Source organism: Trichococcus patagoniensis, assembly GCF_003051085.1.
Lineage (GTDB): Bacteria > Bacillota > Bacilli > Lactobacillales > Aerococcaceae > Trichococcus > Trichococcus patagoniensis.
In genome coordinates this window covers 1-16,417 of sequence record NZ_QAOM01000008.1, presented here as the reverse complement: position 1 = coordinate 16,417, position 16,417 = coordinate 1, and the positions used below count along the sequence as shown (strand labels likewise).

The following is a 16,417-nucleotide window of genomic DNA, read 5'->3' as shown; positions in this document are numbered from 1 at the left end:
TATTTTGTATGTATATTTCTGTCATTTAAATCGTTTCCCATCTTATGCCATAAACTAGGTGTTTGTCAAATGGAAGTTATTTCGCGGATGCATCAGTTCCACTGCGTTTTCATTTCTTCCAGCACGTCAGTCGCGTTCAAAACGCAAGCTGCGCCGGCCTTTATCAATTGATTGGTGCCGACGCTGAGCCGGCTGGTAATATTTCCGGGAACCGCATAAACATCCCTGTTTTCCTGCAGCGCCAAATTCGCGGTTATGAGGCTTCCGCTATTTTCCGTCGCCTCGATGACCAACGTTGCCAGCGAAAGGTTGGCGATCAGGCGATTGCGCATCGGAAAATGGAAACGTTCCGGTTTCGAGCCTAAAGGATATTCACTGATGACGAGCTGCTCTGCCATCATTTGCCGCTGAAGGGCAGCGTTTTCCCTTGGGTAAGTGACATCCAGACCTGACCCGATGATGCCGATTGTGGCTCCGCCGTTTGCAATGGCACAGGAATGAACCATTTGATCGATGCCTTTGGCGAGCCCGCTTACGAGCGTGACGTCTTCCGCAACCAACGGCGGTATCATTTCCTCCAAGACCGCCTTTCCATACGCGGTCGGACTGCGACTGCCGACGACGCTCAAACAAGGTTGCTCCAATAAACGGATATTCCCCGCACAGAACACCACAATAGGCGGCAGATAGCTGTTCAGCCAGCCTTCGGGATAGCCGTTGTCCAGAATCGTCAAAACCTGGATATTTCTGATCCGATACAGTTCCTTCAGCTCTTCATAAGTCAGCTTGCTGCAGGCCGTCTCCAGCGCCATCTTCAACTTCTGTTGTTTGGTTTCTTGGGTCATCGGCACATAACTGTTTACGATTTCTTCTATTGAATAGAAAGGATCCCTCGTCCAGGTCAGGTACAGATGCTTCATAAAATTCGGCGTGCACACGCCGGTCATTGCATGATAAATCAATTTATCCCGGACCGTCAGATCCTCGCGGTTCATTTCCATAAAAAAACTCCTTTGCATACCATCTGTTAAGACAATACGCAAGGAGTCGGATTCTGCTTTTTATAGCTTAATTATGTTGAAATAGCGCATGCCATCCGGGAATTTTTATTGCCCTCTCAGCATGCTTTTGATCGGATCAAACGTCTTCCGGTGGATGGGCGTGATGCCATGAGTATCCAAGCCTGATAAATGCAGTTGGGTGCCATAGCCGGCATTCTTCTCAAATCCATAGTGCGGATATTGCAAGGCATACTCGGACATCAGGCGATCTCTGTATACTTTCGCGACGATGCTGGCGGCAGCGATCGAGACGGACTTGGCATCGCCCTTGATGATGGATTGCTGTTCAACAGGCAACGGCAGCTTCATGGCGTCGATGAGCAGACTGTCCGGCTCTTGCTTCAGATTGGCGATTGCCTGCATCATCGCCAGTTTCGTGGCTTGATAAATATTCACGGCGTCGATTGTTTCTGGTGAAATCAATCCGATGCCGACGTCGGCAATGGCCATGATTTGATCGTAAAGTTGCTCTCTTTTTTTCGCCGAGAGTTGTTTCGAATCGTTGACGGGAAGGAACGGGAGCTCTGCCGGCAGAATGACTGCTGCAGCGACCACGGGGCCGGCTAAAGGGCCTCTGCCGACTTCATCGATGCCTGCGATGGCGAGACGGCCTCTCGACTTCAGCTCTTCTTCGAAGGCCATCATTTGGATTTGCCGCTCTTTTAAGGCAAGGTCGAGTTGATAATTCCGCTCCCAGGATTTGACTGCAGCTTGGACACCTTTGCGGGCATCGGCTCGGATTGTTTCCCAACGTTGATCTTCCAATGACTCGATTTCCTGCAATTGCTCCTTGATGGCAGCGATGCTCAGTGGTTTGTTCATTCCGCTAAGCCCTCTCCAGTCTCCGCTGCCTTTACGGGAACCTGGTCCAATGTATATGGTCCCAATTTGCCACCGCGGATGTCAAAAATGATTTTTTCGCTGGCTCGGCTGTAATCCTCACCAAAGCGCAGTTTTGTGGTCAATTCCATCAACAGGTCCGGCACGGCACCTTCAAAGTCTTTTTCGTTTACCTTATAGAATGCCTGCAATCTGCCCGGATAATGCTGCATGAAATGACGCAATGCAAATAATGCGACGTCATCCTTATGGAAAACCGTATCCTTGATCGCTCCGGTCAAGGCAAGTTTTTGCCCGATCAGCTGATCCTCGAACTTTGGCCACAGTATCCCTGGCGTGTCCAGCAACTCGAAATCGCCGCCGATTTTCAACCATTGTTGCCCTTTGGTTACACCGGGCCGATTGCCTGTCTGCGCGCGGTTCTTCTGCATCAGCTTGTTGATCAAGGTTGATTTCCCGACGTTCGGGATACCAAGGATCATCAAGCGGATGGCGCGGGGTTTGACGCCTTTATTGATCATCGCCTGCGTTTTGTGGGCCATCATCTCTTTCAGTTCTTTTTTGATGTTCTCTACATCTTTATTGCTCAGCGTCGACATCGAAACGGCCCGCTGCGCTTTCTTATCCTGCTTGAAGTATTCGACCCATTCTTTTGTGGCTGCCTTATCTGCAAGATCGGCCTTGTTAAGGACAATCAATCTTGGTTTGTTTCCGATGATGTCATCGATCAAAGGGTTCCGGCTGGATACCGGGAGGCGCGCATCCAGCAACTCAATCACCAAATCGACCATTTTTAATTTTTCCAACGCTTCACGTTTCGCTTTTGCCATGTGGCCTGGAAACCATTGTATTAACATATTGACACTTCCTTTTCTGAGTAAATCATGTTGTTCCCATTCAAGACAAAACACAAGTGCAAGTACACTTGTGTGCGGTTGTCCCTTTATTCATCTGCCCCATTGTCATCGATGATGCCTATTTTGGTCAACGGCCACAGTCTTAAATCGGCCGTCCCTTCTATCTGTGCAGCTGGGATGAATCCGAAAACCCGACTGTCTTTGGAAACGCTGCGGTTGTCCCCCAAGACGAAATACATATCTTCTGGGACTGTCGCTTCCCCTGTCAGGCTGAAGAGTGTGAAATCCCCGGTCAAAGCCTGATCTGAAACTTCTTTCAGCGCCTCCAGGTAGTGCTCCGCCACTTTTTCGCCGTTGATGTAGAGTTCATCCTGGAAATACGTGATTTCGTCCCCGGGCAGCCCGATGATCCGCTTCACATATTCTTCGTCGGTCCCGTCAGGAGCAGGGAACACCACGATATCAAAACGATCGACTTCAGCCAATTTATTCAGGATCAGCCGGTCTCCGGTCTCCAAAGTCGGCACCATCGAATCGCCGACAACCTGGAACGGATAAAACAAATAAGTCCGGATGACAACGAACAGCACAAAGGCGATTGCCACCGAAAGGATCAGATTCAGCGCTTCCCGCAAAAAACTGCCTCGGTTTTCTGGTTGGATTTCTTTCTTTTGATCGACCCCGAATCTTTCGTTCCTTGAAACAAAACCAGAGTCTTGGTCATTATGATCTTTATTACCAAATGACATCGAATCACCCTTTCTTATAAATCCAGCTGGTATTTAATTTTGAATAAAGCCAAAATCCTCAAGCGGATAGTACACCATCGCCGCTTTTCCGGCTATATCAGCCTGCGCGACAAAGCCGAATATCCGGCTGTCCCTGCTGCGCACTCTGTTGTCCCCCAACACAAAATAACTGCCTTGCGGGACCGTCTCTATTCCTGTCAAGGTCAGCAAATCAAAATCCGAAGTGAAAACATCCATCCCCTGCTGCTTCTCCGTCCCCAGAAAAGACTCTGCAACAGCCTCGCCATTCAGGTACAGTTGATCCTCGCTGTAAGCAATGGAATCGCCCGGCAATCCGATGACCCGCTTAATGAGCGTTTGACCTTCTTCATTGCTGAAGATGATGATATCAAAGCGACCAATGTCGGAAAACGTCTCATATAAGAGATAGTTGCCTTGTGCCAAAGTAGGGCTCATGGAATCGCCTTCCACTTTCAGCGGAATGAATACAAAAAAACGGATGATGATCACCAACAGCAAGGCAAAGGTGATCGCCTTCATCCAATCCCAGAGACCATCCTGCATCTTTTTATCTACTTTCATCGGTATCAACCTTTTTGGTTATAGTTTGTGCTAAAACAACACTCATAGTTTAGCACATTTTACGCATAAAAAGAATCGCAACCGGTCCAAAGGCGAATATTCCAAGCAACACCAAAAAGGTTTGGCACTTCGTAAGAGCTGCCAAACCTTTCGGATTATTCGTTCCCCATCAATATTTCCACAGCCTTATCGTACTGTGTATCGTTCTCCGTAAGGACTTCCCGCAATTGTTCGACTATCGCCAATGCAGTGTCACCTGTCACGATACCGGTTGTTTCCAGCTCGTTTGCAGCTTGGAATGACGCTACCTGTTCGACAGTGTCTTCATCATAATAGCCGTCCGCTTCGACTGCGTAGCCGATGGCATTCAGCATTGCTTCCACATTTTTGACCGCTTCCGAGACAGTTCCTTCTTCATAAGTTGCCGTGGAATCGATGATCGTCAAAGTAGCGTACTCTGGAAGTGCGACTTCGTAGTCGACGGCAATCCCTTTTTCGTGGATCCAGTTGCCGTTCGGCGTCAGCCACTTCGCTACAGTCAATTTCAATTCGCTGGTTTCGGTCAACGGATACACTGTCTGCACAGTCCCTTTTCCGAAGGTCGTTGTCCCGACTAATGGTATCTCGGAAGATTCCTGCAGTGCTCCCGCAACGATTTCCGAAGCGCTGGCGCTTCCTTCATCGACAAGCAGGACGGTTGGTTCGGTTATCTTGAAATCTCCGAACTCGCTTGCACTTGCCACTATTTTATTCGGATCGGCATCTTTTTCCTGCGTCTGCATGATGACGTCCCCGTCGTTCAGGAACATATTGCTGATTTTCAGAGCCTGGTCCAATAAGCCACCTGGATTCTGCCTGAAATCAAACACAAAGGATGTAACTCCCTGTGTGCGCAGATCTGTTACAGCACTGACGATATCGTCATAGGTCGGTGTTGAGAAACTGGAAACATGGACGATGCCGATTTCCGGATGTTCTTCGTCCAGTTCAAATGTCACCGTTTCGATTGGAATCGTGTCCCTGATGATGTTCACTTTGAAAGTCTGATCACCGCGGACTATTTCCAGAACCACTTCACTGCCCTTTTCGCCTCTGATCAGAGCGACTGCCTCACTAGCGGTCAGGCCCTGCAATGCCTGGCCATCCGCACTGAGGATGATGTCATTTGGCAATAGTCCGGCTTTTTCTGCAGGGGACCCTTTGATCGGCGAAACAATGACGATCTGTTGATTCAAGGACATGATTTCAGCTCCGATGCCTTCGAATGAGGCGGAGATCGTCTCATCCAAGTTTTCGCTCGCTTCCGTATTCAAGTATTGACTGTATGGATCGCCGACTGCTTCCACCATGCCGCTCAAGGCGCCTTCGATCAGCGCTTCTTCATCGACACCTTCGACATAATTATTGAGCAGCGTCTGATAGACGGCTCCGATGCGGTCCGCTGCAGCCGAATCCAACGTCGAACTATTTGTTCCTTGAATGATTTCCTCCGTGGAGGGAAGCGTGACGCTTCTCCCGATCCACGCATACGTCCCACCGATCGCCGCAGCAGCGACGATGATCAAGGAAAGGATATAAACGGAGAGTTTGACTCCGCGTTTTTTGCCGTTTTTAAGTTTATGCCCGTTGTTGCCCATTCATACTACACCTCTTTAGATTATAAGATAGATTCCAACGCAACAAGCATCATGTCGTCGAACGTTGTTTCACGCTCTTCGGCAGTCGTTTCTTCCCCGGTCAGGATATGGTCGCTGATCGTCAATAAAGCCAACGCTTTCCGGTTGTATTTGGCGGCAAGCAGGTACAGTCCGGCAGCTTCCATTTCTACGGCCAGAACACCATAATCCGCCAATTTCTGTTTATCCAACTCTTCGTTGTAGAAGCGGTCCGAGGATAAGACATTGCCGACGTGCACGGATAATTTCCGTTCCTTCGCGACCATATAGGCATTGTGCATTAGTTCAAAGTTGCAGATCGGCGCAAAATTGACTTGGCCGTTGAACGTATTGCTGACGACGCTGGAATCTGTTGTCGCGCCTTGGGCAATGACGATGTCACGCACATGGATATCTCTTTGGATCGCCCCTGCCGAACCGACACGGATCAGATTCTGCACGTTGTACTCTGTGATCAGTTCATTGGCATAGATCATGATCGAAGGCAAGCCCATGCCCGTGCCTTGGACAGAGACGCGCTTGCCTTTGTATGTCCCTGTGTAGCCAAACATGTTCCGGACCGAATTGTACTGCTCGACGTTCTCCAAGTAGGTCTCCGCAATGTACTTCGCTCTTAATGGATCACCCGGCAATAAGACTGTTTCCGCGATTTGCCCAGGTTTTGCTGCGATGTGTGTACTCATTTCATTTCCTTCTTTCTTTATCTAATTTCTGTTCCTCTCGACGTATACGTCAAACAACTCATCAAAGACGGACATGAACTCTGTATACTCTCCGCTCAACTCCAGGTAATCGGCAAGTTCGTGGTAGTCGGTCATTTGCTTCGGAAAGCCGATATCCTCGGAAACCCGATTCGCGAATGCTGTTTTGTCGTCTTTTTTGTATGGGTCTCTATACGTGAGGATGAAAAGGTAAAAAGATTGTCTCATAAATTAGGCCTCTTTCTATTCTATCAAATTTTCTGTTGGTATGGTTACTTCAAATGAATATTCTTTCGTCCCTTTATCGATGGAAAGCAAACGGATGGCACTTTCTTTCGGCAGATCCATGCTGGCCAAGTTCATCAGCACCGTTTCCGAATCCGCATCCAAGCTGACGAATGCAGGCAGCGTCAAAAATTGAGCCAACAGACTCAAGGCTTCTTTTTCGGGCAAAGACAACCCGCCCAGCGAGATGGCCGTCACCTTCATCTGCAGATTGCCGTCCGTTGTCGCATGCGGCTCCCCTGATAAAGCAAACGGAATCGAAAGCCCCAATAGCACGGTTTCACCTTTTAAAGTCACCACATCCGTGATTTCCACCGAATACCCGGCCAGGCTCTCCTCAGATTGCATGTATTCGTTGGCGATGATAGCCAATTCGGTATTGCTCAAGGACAAGCCTGCCGAAAGCTGATCCTCTGATTGCGCCGTGATTTGTGTGTCAGTTGCAGTTTGAGCGGGTTGTTCCATCGTGATTTTCGAGAATAGCCAAACCACCGCGATGACCAGCACGAGCGACAATGTGACGAAAGCGATTTTCCATGGATTCGGACTGTTTTTCGCACTTCTTTGTTGATTGGTTCCCATTCTATTCGCCCCTTTCAAAATATCCCCGTAAAAATCTCTGTTTTTTTCGAGTGAGGGAGATACAGTTATTTTCTAAATCTTACCATTTAATGTGCTATAATGCATTCAGAAGGACGTTGTTGGAGACTGTTTTTTTATTTGGCCAAAAAAAATTGCTAACAGGCAACAAGGAGGAATGAATGTGACTACTTTTCCGCAAACAGAAGGCAGACGCAAAATCATTGTAAACGAAGTGTTGAATGCCGTAACACATGGAATCGGAACCTTGCTAAGCATCGCAGGATGCGTCTTACTCATTTTGAAGGGGTCCCAATCAGGAAACGTTACAGAAGTCGTTGCTTATGCTATTTATGGTGCTTCGATGATTTTACTTTTTCTGTCGTCGACGCTCTATCACAGTTTCAGTATGACCCGGTTTCAAAAGATTTTCCGCTACATCGATCACGCAGCCATATATTTGTTGATTGCAGGGACGTATACGCCATTTTGTTTGATTGCGGTCCGTAACGGCCAAAGCAGAGCCTTGTTCATTGCTGTTTGGGCAATCGCAATCATCGGGATTATCCTGAAGATCTTTTTCGTCGGAAAATTCAACGGGATTTCCACACTCTTATACTTGGGTATGGGATGGATGGCGCTGTTCATCATTCAACCGATGTATCAGACAGTCGGCTTGAACGGCATTGTACTCATCGCGTTAGGCGGCTTGAGTTACAGTTTGGGGACTATTTTTTACTCGAACAAAAAATATGGCTTTATGCATGTCATTTGGCACCTCTTCGTTTTGGCAGGCGCCGCTTTCATGTACTTCGGCATATTGCTTTACGTGTGATAAAATCAAAAAAATGCAAAAAATTGGGCTGACTCTTTCATTGGAGTCAGCCCTTTTTGCTTATTTCACCCGTTTGAAAACTTTGAATTCATGTTCGTAACGGTTTTTGTCATCGACAACGCCTGCGGTTGACGAGGCTAATTCCCACTCGTTCCAGTCTGTTGTCGGAAAATAAGTGTCCCCGTCAAAATCGGCATGAATGACAGTCTGGTACAGGAGGTCCGCGTACGGCAGGAACAGCTCAAAGATTTCGCTGCCGCCGATGATGAAAAGCGTGTCCTCTGCATTATCCAGTGCCAATACCTCATCCACTTCATGCAGGATGGTACCGCCCGGATGCGTGTAGTCGGTTTGCCTTGTGAGGATGATATTTTCTCTTCTGGGCAGCGGGCGTGAACCCATCCCCTCGAACGTTTTTCTGCCCATCACGATTTTGTGGTTCAGTGTTTTCTCTTTGAAATACTTCAGATCATTCGGCAGGTGCCAAGGCAACGTGCCGCCTTTTCCGATGATTCCATTGTCGTCTTCAGCCCATAATAATGCGATCATCTCATGTTTTGCCGCGCAGCCGAGCCAACGCCCGGATCAATCAGGAACCTATATGGATCCTGATGGCGGCAACCTCCTTTTCCTCAGTATGAAAAATTATACAGCAATCGGTGCTTTGATGCCCGGGTGACTCACGTAGCCTTCCAGGACGATATCTTCTTTTTCCATTTCAAAAATGGATTTCTCCGGATGCTTCAGCACGAGCTTCGGCAAAGCGAATGGCTCCCTGGAAAGCTGCAGCTCGATCTGTTCGATATGATTCAGATACAGATGGGCATCCCCGAATGTGTGGATGAATTCCCCGACTTCAAGACCCGTTTCATTTGCGATCAAATGCGTCAGCAAGGCGTAGCTGGCTATGTTGAATGGCACCCCCAAAAAGATATCCGCGCTTCTTTGGTACAGTTGGCAGCTGAGCTTCCCATCCGTCACATAAAATTGGAACAGGGTATGGCAAGGCGGTAAGGCCATTGAAGGGACGTCTTCCGGATTCCAGGCCGAAACCATCAACCTTCTTGAATCAGGGTTCGTCTTGATCATTTCGATGACATCGCTGATCTGATCGATGAATTCCCCTTGCGTCGTTCGCCAATGGCGCCATTGGGACCCATAAATGTTGCCCAATTCGCCGTGTTTGGCTGCAAAGGCTGCGTCCGTCAAAATCGCTTCCCGGAATTTGGACATTTCGGCAGTGTAGCTTGCTTTGAAGCCTTCTTCCTTCAGGACCCGGTGACCGAAGTCATCCATATTCGGCCCTGTGTAATCTGCTGATTTCACATAGCGCTCGAATGCCCACTCATCCCAGATGTGGTTGTTGTTTTCCAACAGGTATTTGATGTTCGTGTCGCCCTTCAGGAACCACAGCAATTCGCTTTTGATGAGGCCGAAAGCGACTTTCTTGGTCGTCAGGATCGGGAAGCCTTCAGCGAGGTCGAAACGCATTTGATGGCCGAAGATGCTTTTCGTGCCGGTTCCGGTGCGATCGTGTTTCGTTGCGCCTGTTTCCAGGACAGTTCTTGCTAAATCCAAATATTGTTTTGTCATCTTTGTTCTCCTATGTGCATTAATCTTTGGCGAATTGGCTGAGATATTCCCAGCGTTCCCATTTTTCGGCAAGCGCAGCTTCCGCGTTGTCCAGTTCCTGTTGCAATTGGGTCAAATTTTCAAAGTTCGAAGCATTTTCGGCCATCGCGCTCTGCAATGTCTGACCTGTTTCCTCAAGTGCGGCAATGTCGTCCTCGATTGTTTCCCATTCCTTCTGCTCCAAGTAGGTCCATTTGGTCTTTTCCGTGACCGCATCCTGAGACGCTACAGTTGCTGCTGCTTTTTTGTTTTGCTGTTTAGCGGTTTCGCTGTCTTTTTGACTGGATACCAGCAAATATTCGCTCATATCCCCAAAGAATACGCCCGGTTTGCCTTCATCATTCAGGATCAACAGCTTGTCGGCCACTTTATCCAAGAAATAGCGGTCATGCGAAACGGTGATGACGGCTCCGCCGAAGCTATTCAAGTAATCCTCCAATACCGTCAGCGTATCGATATCCAAGTCGTTCGTAGGCTCATCCATAAGCAACACATTCGGTTTTGTCATCAGCAACTTCAACAAGTAAAGCCGGCGCTTTTCCCCTCCGGATAACGAACTGATCAAGCTGCCGTGCGTTTCGCGCGGGAAGAGGAAAGTCTCCAGCATCTCTTTGACGCTGACGACGATGCCGTCGCTTAATTTCACCTCTTCCGCGATTTCCTGCAGATAATTGATGACGCGCTTATCGTCAGGGAGCACTTCGGAAAGTTGTTTGTAATAGGCTATTTTGACGGTCTCTCCGATGATCAGATTCCCGCCGGCAATTTCTATTTCGCCTGCCAACATATTCAGCAAGGTTGTCTTGCCTGCCCCATTCTTGCCGACGATGCCGATGCGATCGTTCGACTGGAATATATAGGAAAAATCGTTGAGAACCTGTTTGTCTCCCGCAAAAAGCGAGATATGTTCCAGATTGAAGACGCGTTTGCCCAAACGGGACCCATCCAATTGGATTTCGAGTTTGACATCGGTCGTACTTTGTTGCGTTACCTTTTCCAAATCCTCAAAACGGTGAATCCGTGCCTGTTGCTTTGTCGTCCTGGCTTTGGCGCCCTTGCGCATCCATTGCAGTTCGCTCTTGTACAATTTCAGCTGCTTCTCGTCCATTTTTTGCTGGATCGCGTCACGTTCGCTCTTCTGAAACAAATAGTCTTCGTAGTTCCCTGTGTAGACTTCCAAACCGCCGTTCTTCAGTTCGATGATTTTCGTCACAGCGTTCTCCAGGAAGTAGCGGTCATGGGTCACCAAAAGGACGGAGCCTTTGTATTGGGCAAGATAGTTTTCCAGCCACGTGATCGAATCCATGTCAAGATGGTTGGTCGGTTCATCCAACAGCAACAGGTCCGGCGCTTGGATCAGCACCTGCGCCAAGCCGACGCGTTTCCGTTGGCCACCGGATAGCTCGCCTACTTTTTTCGTGATGTCATCCAAACCCAACCTGTTCAGGATGGATTTGATCTGAACCTCCGTTTGCCAAGCATTTTGCGCATTCATGTCAGCTTCGGCCTTGCTGTATCGGTTCTGATAATCCGGATTCAGACTGTCGTTCACCAACAATTCCAAAGCTTCCTCATAGGCGCGGACCGTCTTGATGATGGGTGCTTCGCCTTCATAGACCGCTTCAAAAACAGTCGATTCTTTGTTCAGTTGGGGTTCTTGGGCCAAGTAACCGACACGGTAATCACTGGGCACGTCCAAGTTGCCGGCATCCGGTGTTTCGATTCCCGCGATGATCTCCAGCAAGGAACTCTTACCGGTTCCGTTCTGACCGATCAGGCCAATATGTTCGCCTTCACGGATCGTGAAGGATATTTTATTGAATAGTGTCTTCATCCCGTAGGATTTTTCTAACTCGATGGCATTAAAATCTTTCATATGTCGCAATCATCCTTTGTTTTCAATCCATGTCGTTTTATGTTCAGGGATCTTGATAGTCTCTTGACATTGTAACATATCCGGCTGGGCTGCGGGACATTGAAGGCCCAAAAATCAAGCCGTATTTCAGAAGCGCTTTTCGTCAAAAAAATAGAGAGGTTTCCCTCTCTATTTTTACGATTTTTATGAAATTAGAACAATCCGGTAACGACTCCATCTTCGGTGACGTCCATGCGCAAAGCAGCCGGTTCTTTCGGCAGACCCGGCATGGTCAGGATATCCCCCGTCAACGCAACGACGAACCCGGCTCCGATTTTCGGAACAAAGGAACGAATGGTGATGTCAAAGTTTTCCGGACGGCCGATCGCTTTCTGATCATCTGACAAGGAATACTGCGTTTTTGCCATACATACCGGCAAACGGTCCCAGCCATTCTTCTTGTACTGACGCAGTTGATTTTTGGCTTCTTTTGAATAGATGACACTTTTGCCGCCATAAATTTTGGTGACGATCGTTTCGATTTTTTCTTCGATGCCGCTGTCTTCCGCCACATAAAGGGGAACGAAAGCTTTTGTGTTTTCATCGATTGCTTTCACGACAGCGTTCGCCAAAGCTTCTCCGCCTTCAGCGCCTTTTGCCCATACTGCTGTCTGGATGCATTCGACTTCCTGCGCCGCACACAAGCTGACGACTGCCTCGATTTCCGCCGCGGTGTCGTTCGTGAATTCATTGAGCGCCACAACGACAGGCACACCATACTGTTGCATGTTTTCGATATGCTTCTGCAGATTTGCGAAGCCGGCTTTGACCGCTTCGACATTTTCGCCGCTGTTGAGGTCTTTCACCAATACGCCGCCATGCATCTTCAACGAGCGCACGGTCGCTACGATAACGACTGCATCCGGGCTCTTGCCTAGTTGCGGCACTTTGATGTCCATGAACTTTTCGGCACCCAAGTCGGCTCCGAAACCGGCTTCCGTAATGACGTAATCGGCCAATTTCAAGGCTGTTTTGGTTGCCAATACGCTGTTGCAGCCGTGCGCGATATTGGCGAACGGTCCGCCATGCACAAATGCCGGCGTATGATACAACGTTTGGACTAGATTCGGCTCCAAAGCATCCTTCATCAACAAGGTCAATGCGCCTTCCACTTTCAAATCTCTGACAGTGACGGGTACGCGGTCAAACGTATAGCCGATGACGATGTTCCCGATCCGGTTCTTCAGATCCGTCAGTGAAGTCGATAGGCAAAGGATTGCCATGATTTCGCTCGCTACCGTAATATCGAAACCGTCTTGGCGGGGAACGCCTTGGATCGGTCCGCCCAACCCGATGACGATGTTGCGCAAAGCACGGTCGTTGATGTCCAATACGCGCTTCCAGGTGATCCGGCGTTGATCGATGTTCAAGGCATTGCCTTGTTGGATGTGGTTATCGATCAAAGCTGATAAGGTATTGTTCGTCGCTGTGATGGCATGCATGTCGCCAGTGAAATGCAGGTTGATGTCCTGCATCGGTTGCACTTGCGCATAACCGCCTCCTGCCGCTCCGCCTTTGACGCCCATCGTCGGCCCTAATGAAGGTTCACGCATCGCGATCATCGCTTTCTTGCCGATGCGTGTCAGCGCATCTCCTAGGCCGACTGTTACGGTTGATTTACCTTCACCAGCCGGGGTAGGATTGATGGCAGTGACAAGAATCAACTTCCCGTCTGCCTCTTCACTCAAGGAATTGATTTTCTTGATGTCCACTTTTGCCTTGTATTTGCCGTACAGTTTCAGATCATCTTCTGTCAGGGAAAGGGTTGCCGCTACTTCTTTGATCGGAAGCATCTCATTTGCTTGAGCTATCTCGATATCCGTCTTCAAAACCATCACTCCAAATTCTTCATGTTTACATACATTTTAGCACATAGACCTGAAGAAAGAACGTGTTTTATGGCCGTTTGATTGATAAAACTGCTTACATTTTCATCAAACAATAAAATCCAGAGAAGGATTCCGAATTGAAATCCCTTTCTGGATTTGAGCTTATTGACGGATCAGGTGATCGAATGCGCCCAAAGCGGCAGTCGCTCCGGCGCCCATCGAGATGATGATTTGTTTGTACGCACTGTTTGTGCAATCTCCGGCAGCGAATACGCCTTCCAGATTGGTTGAACCATGGTTGTCGACGATGACTTCGCCACGTTCATTCAACACAACGCCGGAATCCTTCAACCAAGCCGTGTTCGGAACCAAGCCGATCTGAACGAAGACACCTTCAAGTGCGATGGTGTGTTCCTCATTCGTAGTGCGGTCCATGTAGGAGATGGCTTCCACTTGATCGGTCCCAGTGATCGCTTTCGTCGCCACATTCGTTATGACTGTGACGTTCTTCAAAGCATGGACACGGTCCTGTAATACTTGATCAGCTTTCAATTCCGGCAAGAACTCGAGCACGTATACGTGTTTCGCCAAACCAGCCAAATCGATCGCCGCTTCTATGCCGGAATTGCCGCCGCCGATGACAGCAACGTCTTTCCCTGCAAACAACGGACCATCGCAATGCGGACAGTTGGTCACGCCTTTCGTGCGGAACTCTTCCTCACCGGGCACGTTGACATTGCGCCAATGCGCACCGACTGTAAGAATAGCGGTCTTGGCTTTGAGCACTGCGCCGTTTTCCAGTTCAACCTCGATCAGGTCATTTTTACGGATACTTTTCGCGCGTTGGCCTTTCATGATATCGACCTTGTACTGATTCACATGTGCTTCCACTTGCGCCATCAGTTTTGGTCCTTCCGTGTAAGGCGTTCCGATCATGTTTTCGATGCCGACAGTGTCCATGACTTGTCCGCCGTAGGTCTCGACGACCATGCCGGTATTGATGCCTTTACGGGCAGCGTAGATGGCCGCGCTGTTGCCTGCGGGGCCTCCACCGACAACAAGGACGTCGAAAATATCCTTATCGGAGAACGCATCCGCACTTGTCGGACCGGCGGCTTTATCGATCAATTGCTCAATCGTCATGCGGCCGCTGGCAAACTCTTCCCCATTAAGGAAAACAGTCGGAACAGCCATGATTTTCTTCGCTTCGATTTCATCCTTGAACATGCCACCCTCGATCATAACGTGGGAGATTTTCGGGTTCAGTACGGACATGATGTTCAATGCTTGGACAACATCCGGGCAGTTATGGCACGTCAAGCTGACATAGGTTTCGAAATGGAGCTCTTTGTCGATTGCTTTGATGCGCTTGATGATGCTGTCATCCACTTTAGGAGCCCTTCCGCCTACCTGCAGCAAAGCCAGGATAAATGAAGTGAACTCATGGCCCAACGGAAGACCGGCGAACGTGATGCCGCTTTCCGTTTCTGGACGTGTGATCGTAAAACTGGGCGTACGGGTCAAGGTTGCATTTTCAAAAGCAATCTTATCCGACATACCGGCGATTTCCTGCAAAAACGCACTGACTTTTCCGGAATTTTCATCCTCGCCCAGACTGGCTTTGAAAACCACATCCGATTCCAACAGTTCTAGATATTGGCCGAGTTGCCCTTTTATTTCTGTATCTAATGCCATGGGAATCCTCCTTTAAATTTTACCTACCAAGTCCAAGCTAGGTTTCAATGTTTCCGCGCCTTCTTTCCATTTCGCAGGGCAAACTTCGCCTGGATGGGTGCGGACATATTGGCCTGCACGGATTTTGTCGATCAAACCGCTTGCGTCACGGCCGATGCCGTCAGCATTGATTTCCACTGCCTGCACGATGCCGTCCGGATCGATGATGAACGTTCCGCGTTGAGCCAAGCCTTCTTCATCCAAGACATCAAATCCGATCGAAATCGCATGCGATGGATCTCCGATCATGGTGTATTCGATTTTTCCGATGGCTGGTGAATGGTCGTGCCATGCTTTATGCGTGAAGTGTGTATCGGTTGATACGGAATAAACCTCTACTCCCAAGCCTTGCAAGGTTGCATATTGGTCTTGCAGATCTTCCAATTCAGTTGGGCAAACGAAAGTGAAGTCTGCAGGGTAAAAACAGACGATGCTCCATTTTCCTTTTAGGTCTTCCGATGAAACCTCAATAAATTCACCTTTGTGATAAGCATTCGCTTTAAATTCCACTATTTCTTTTCCGATTAATGACATTTCAATTCCTCCAATTATAATAATTATTTTAGAATAATCCCTATCAATAACTATATAGAATCCGTCATTAACGGTCAAGTTTTAACACTTGATAACTATAATTATTTTTTCATTTTTGAAAAGAATGGATTGCAGCCTACATAAACCTCAATATTTTAATGGATTAGCCGTTCAGAAGCCTGCCTGTCACTCCGGGAAAAGTCATTAAAAATTCAAACTGAAACAATTCCCCGGTCACGCATCCGCGATAAGCACCCTCATGAAGTCAATATCATTCTCAATTAGATGAATCCATTCTCATTTAAACAGACCTACAGTATGCGGCTGCTGGCCGGAGGAGAGCAGCCGCATAGCTACGCAGCTCCGGACAGGTTTACGCTCACCGGAGATTACCAGAACCGCTATGCTGCAACTCCGTCCAAGTTGCCCTCGCCGGAGAACGCAAACGCAAATGTTGGCCGAACTCCGGCGAAGCCTCCGTTCGCCGGAGCAAAGCGGCGGCGTGCCCCGTTAAACCTAGATTCCCAAAAAATTATAACGTGGTCGGGGGCATTACACCTAAGGTGTTATATAAGTTCTCCTGTTTCTTCGTAACCTCACCCACTCGC

General features: G+C 48.5%; 16 protein-coding genes. 1 reads left to right on the top strand and 15 read right to left on the bottom strand.

Annotated features, from left to right (window positions below):
- Positions 1–92 precede the first annotated feature (92 nt).
- The 9 genes from dprA to C8U37_RS06560 all read right to left on the bottom strand — a co-directional run bounded on the left by dprA (position 93) and on the right by C8U37_RS06560 (position 7,333).
- Positions 93–1,001, bottom strand: coding sequence for a DNA-processing protein DprA (dprA, locus tag C8U37_RS06600; protein ID WP_170100212.1), 909 nt, complete (start codon positions 999–1,001; stop codon positions 93–95).
- Between the two features lie 105 nt (positions 1,002–1,106).
- Positions 1,107–1,883 carry a ribonuclease HII gene (locus C8U37_RS06595; protein WP_108032476.1) on the bottom strand — a complete coding sequence of 259 codons (777 nt, stop codon included), beginning with the start codon at positions 1,881–1,883 and terminating at the stop codon, positions 1,107–1,109.
- Positions 1,880–2,758, bottom strand: a complete 879-nt coding sequence (gene ylqF, locus C8U37_RS06590; protein WP_108032475.1) for a ribosome biogenesis GTPase YlqF — start codon at positions 2,756–2,758, stop codon at positions 1,880–1,882. Before ylqF ends, C8U37_RS06595 begins: the two co-directional genes overlap by 4 nt.
- Before the next feature lie 86 nt (positions 2,759–2,844).
- Positions 2,845–3,507 (bottom strand): signal peptidase I, encoded by a 663-nt coding sequence (gene lepB / locus C8U37_RS06585; RefSeq protein ID WP_108032474.1) that lies wholly within the window; start codon positions 3,505–3,507, stop codon positions 2,845–2,847.
- 33 nt (positions 3,508–3,540) lie between these two features.
- Complete coding sequence (lepB, locus tag C8U37_RS06580) at positions 3,541–4,089, bottom strand: signal peptidase I (protein ID WP_108032473.1); 549 nt, start codon at positions 4,087–4,089, stop codon at positions 3,541–3,543.
- 155 nt (positions 4,090–4,244) lie between these two features.
- Complete coding sequence (locus C8U37_RS06575; RefSeq protein WP_108032472.1) at positions 4,245–5,726, bottom strand: S41 family peptidase; 1,482 nt, start codon at positions 5,724–5,726, stop codon at positions 4,245–4,247.
- A 20-nt stretch (positions 5,727–5,746) separates the two neighbouring features.
- Positions 5,747–6,448, bottom strand: coding sequence for a purine-nucleoside phosphorylase (gene deoD, locus C8U37_RS06570; protein ID WP_108032471.1), 702 nt, complete (start codon positions 6,446–6,448; stop codon positions 5,747–5,749).
- A 21-nt stretch (positions 6,449–6,469) separates the two neighbouring features.
- Positions 6,470–6,694, bottom strand: coding sequence for a YozE family protein (locus C8U37_RS06565; RefSeq protein WP_086985045.1), 225 nt, complete (start codon positions 6,692–6,694; stop codon positions 6,470–6,472).
- A 15-nt stretch (positions 6,695–6,709) separates the two neighbouring features.
- Complete coding sequence (locus C8U37_RS06560) at positions 6,710–7,333, bottom strand: YpmS family protein (protein WP_108032470.1); 624 nt, start codon at positions 7,331–7,333, stop codon at positions 6,710–6,712.
- Positions 7,334–7,514: 181 nt separating this feature from the next.
- On the opposite strand from C8U37_RS06560, the gene trhA reads away from it, so the two are divergent.
- Positions 7,515–8,165 carry a PAQR family membrane homeostasis protein TrhA gene (gene trhA, locus C8U37_RS06555; RefSeq protein ID WP_245879776.1) on the top strand — a complete coding sequence of 217 codons (651 nt, stop codon included), beginning with the start codon at positions 7,515–7,517 and terminating at the stop codon, positions 8,163–8,165.
- A 60-nt stretch (positions 8,166–8,225) separates the two neighbouring features.
- On the opposite strand, the gene C8U37_RS06550 is transcribed toward trhA, so the two are convergent.
- From C8U37_RS06550 to ahpC, 6 genes are all read right to left on the bottom strand, one after another.
- Positions 8,226–8,714, bottom strand: coding sequence for a dihydrofolate reductase (locus C8U37_RS06550; RefSeq protein WP_108032468.1), 489 nt, complete (start codon positions 8,712–8,714; stop codon positions 8,226–8,228).
- 96 nt (positions 8,715–8,810) lie between these two features.
- Positions 8,811–9,758 (bottom strand): thymidylate synthase, encoded by a 948-nt coding sequence (locus tag C8U37_RS06545; protein WP_108032467.1) that lies wholly within the window; start codon positions 9,756–9,758, stop codon positions 8,811–8,813.
- A gap of 19 nt (positions 9,759–9,777) precedes the next feature.
- Entirely contained in the window at positions 9,778–11,673 is a 1,896-nt protein-coding gene (locus C8U37_RS06540; protein WP_108032466.1) for an ABC-F family ATP-binding cassette domain-containing protein, read from the bottom strand.
- Between the two features lie 191 nt (positions 11,674–11,864).
- Entirely contained in the window at positions 11,865–13,541 is a 1,677-nt protein-coding gene (locus C8U37_RS06535) for a formate--tetrahydrofolate ligase (RefSeq protein WP_108032586.1), read from the bottom strand.
- Between the two features lie 162 nt (positions 13,542–13,703).
- Positions 13,704–15,236: an alkyl hydroperoxide reductase subunit F gene (gene ahpF, locus C8U37_RS06530; protein ID WP_108032465.1), complete on the bottom strand. Its 1,533-nt coding sequence runs from the start codon at positions 15,234–15,236 to the stop codon at positions 13,704–13,706.
- A 12-nt stretch (positions 15,237–15,248) separates the two neighbouring features.
- Positions 15,249–15,809 (bottom strand): alkyl hydroperoxide reductase subunit C, encoded by a 561-nt coding sequence (gene ahpC, locus C8U37_RS06525; protein WP_086628018.1) that lies wholly within the window; start codon positions 15,807–15,809, stop codon positions 15,249–15,251.
- Positions 15,810–16,417: the final 608 nt, after the last annotated feature.

Bases quoted from the DNA above. Each gene is read 5' to 3' on its own strand.
- C8U37_RS06550 (WP_108032468.1), bottom strand. From the start codon at position 8,714: ATGATCGCATTATTATGGGCTGAAGACGACAATGGAATCATCGGAAAA.
- lepB (WP_108032473.1), bottom strand. From the start codon at position 4,089: ATGAAAGTAGATAAAAAGATGCAGGATGGTCTCTGGGATTGGATGAAG.
- C8U37_RS06565 (WP_086985045.1), bottom strand. From the start codon at position 6,694: ATGAGACAATCTTTTTACCTTTTCATCCTCACGTATAGAGACCCATAC.
- ahpC (WP_086628018.1), bottom strand. From the start codon at position 15,809: ATGTCATTAATCGGAAAAGAAATAGTGGAATTTAAAGCGAATGCTTAT.
- C8U37_RS06545 (WP_108032467.1), bottom strand. From the start codon at position 9,758: ATGACAAAACAATATTTGGATTTAGCAAGAACTGTCCTGGAAACAGGC.
- C8U37_RS06595 (WP_108032476.1), bottom strand. From the start codon at position 1,883: ATGAACAAACCACTGAGCATCGCTGCCATCAAGGAGCAATTGCAGGAA.
- dprA (WP_170100212.1), bottom strand. From the start codon at position 1,001: ATGGAAATGAACCGCGAGGATCTGACGGTCCGGGATAAATTGATTTAT.
- C8U37_RS06560 (WP_108032470.1), bottom strand. From the start codon at position 7,333: ATGGGAACCAATCAACAAAGAAGTGCGAAAAACAGTCCGAATCCATGG.
- lepB (WP_108032474.1), bottom strand. From the start codon at position 3,507: ATGTCATTTGGTAATAAAGATCATAATGACCAAGACTCTGGTTTTGTT.
- ahpF (WP_108032465.1), bottom strand. From the start codon at position 15,236: ATGGCATTAGATACAGAAATAAAAGGGCAACTCGGCCAATATCTAGAA.
- C8U37_RS06540 (WP_108032466.1), bottom strand. From the start codon at position 11,673: ATGAAAGATTTTAATGCCATCGAGTTAGAAAAATCCTACGGGATGAAG.
- ylqF (WP_108032475.1), bottom strand. From the start codon at position 2,758: ATGTTAATACAATGGTTTCCAGGCCACATGGCAAAAGCGAAACGTGAA.
- C8U37_RS06575 (WP_108032472.1), bottom strand. From the start codon at position 5,726: ATGGGCAACAACGGGCATAAACTTAAAAACGGCAAAAAACGCGGAGTC.
- deoD (WP_108032471.1), bottom strand. From the start codon at position 6,448: ATGAGTACACACATCGCAGCAAAACCTGGGCAAATCGCGGAAACAGTC.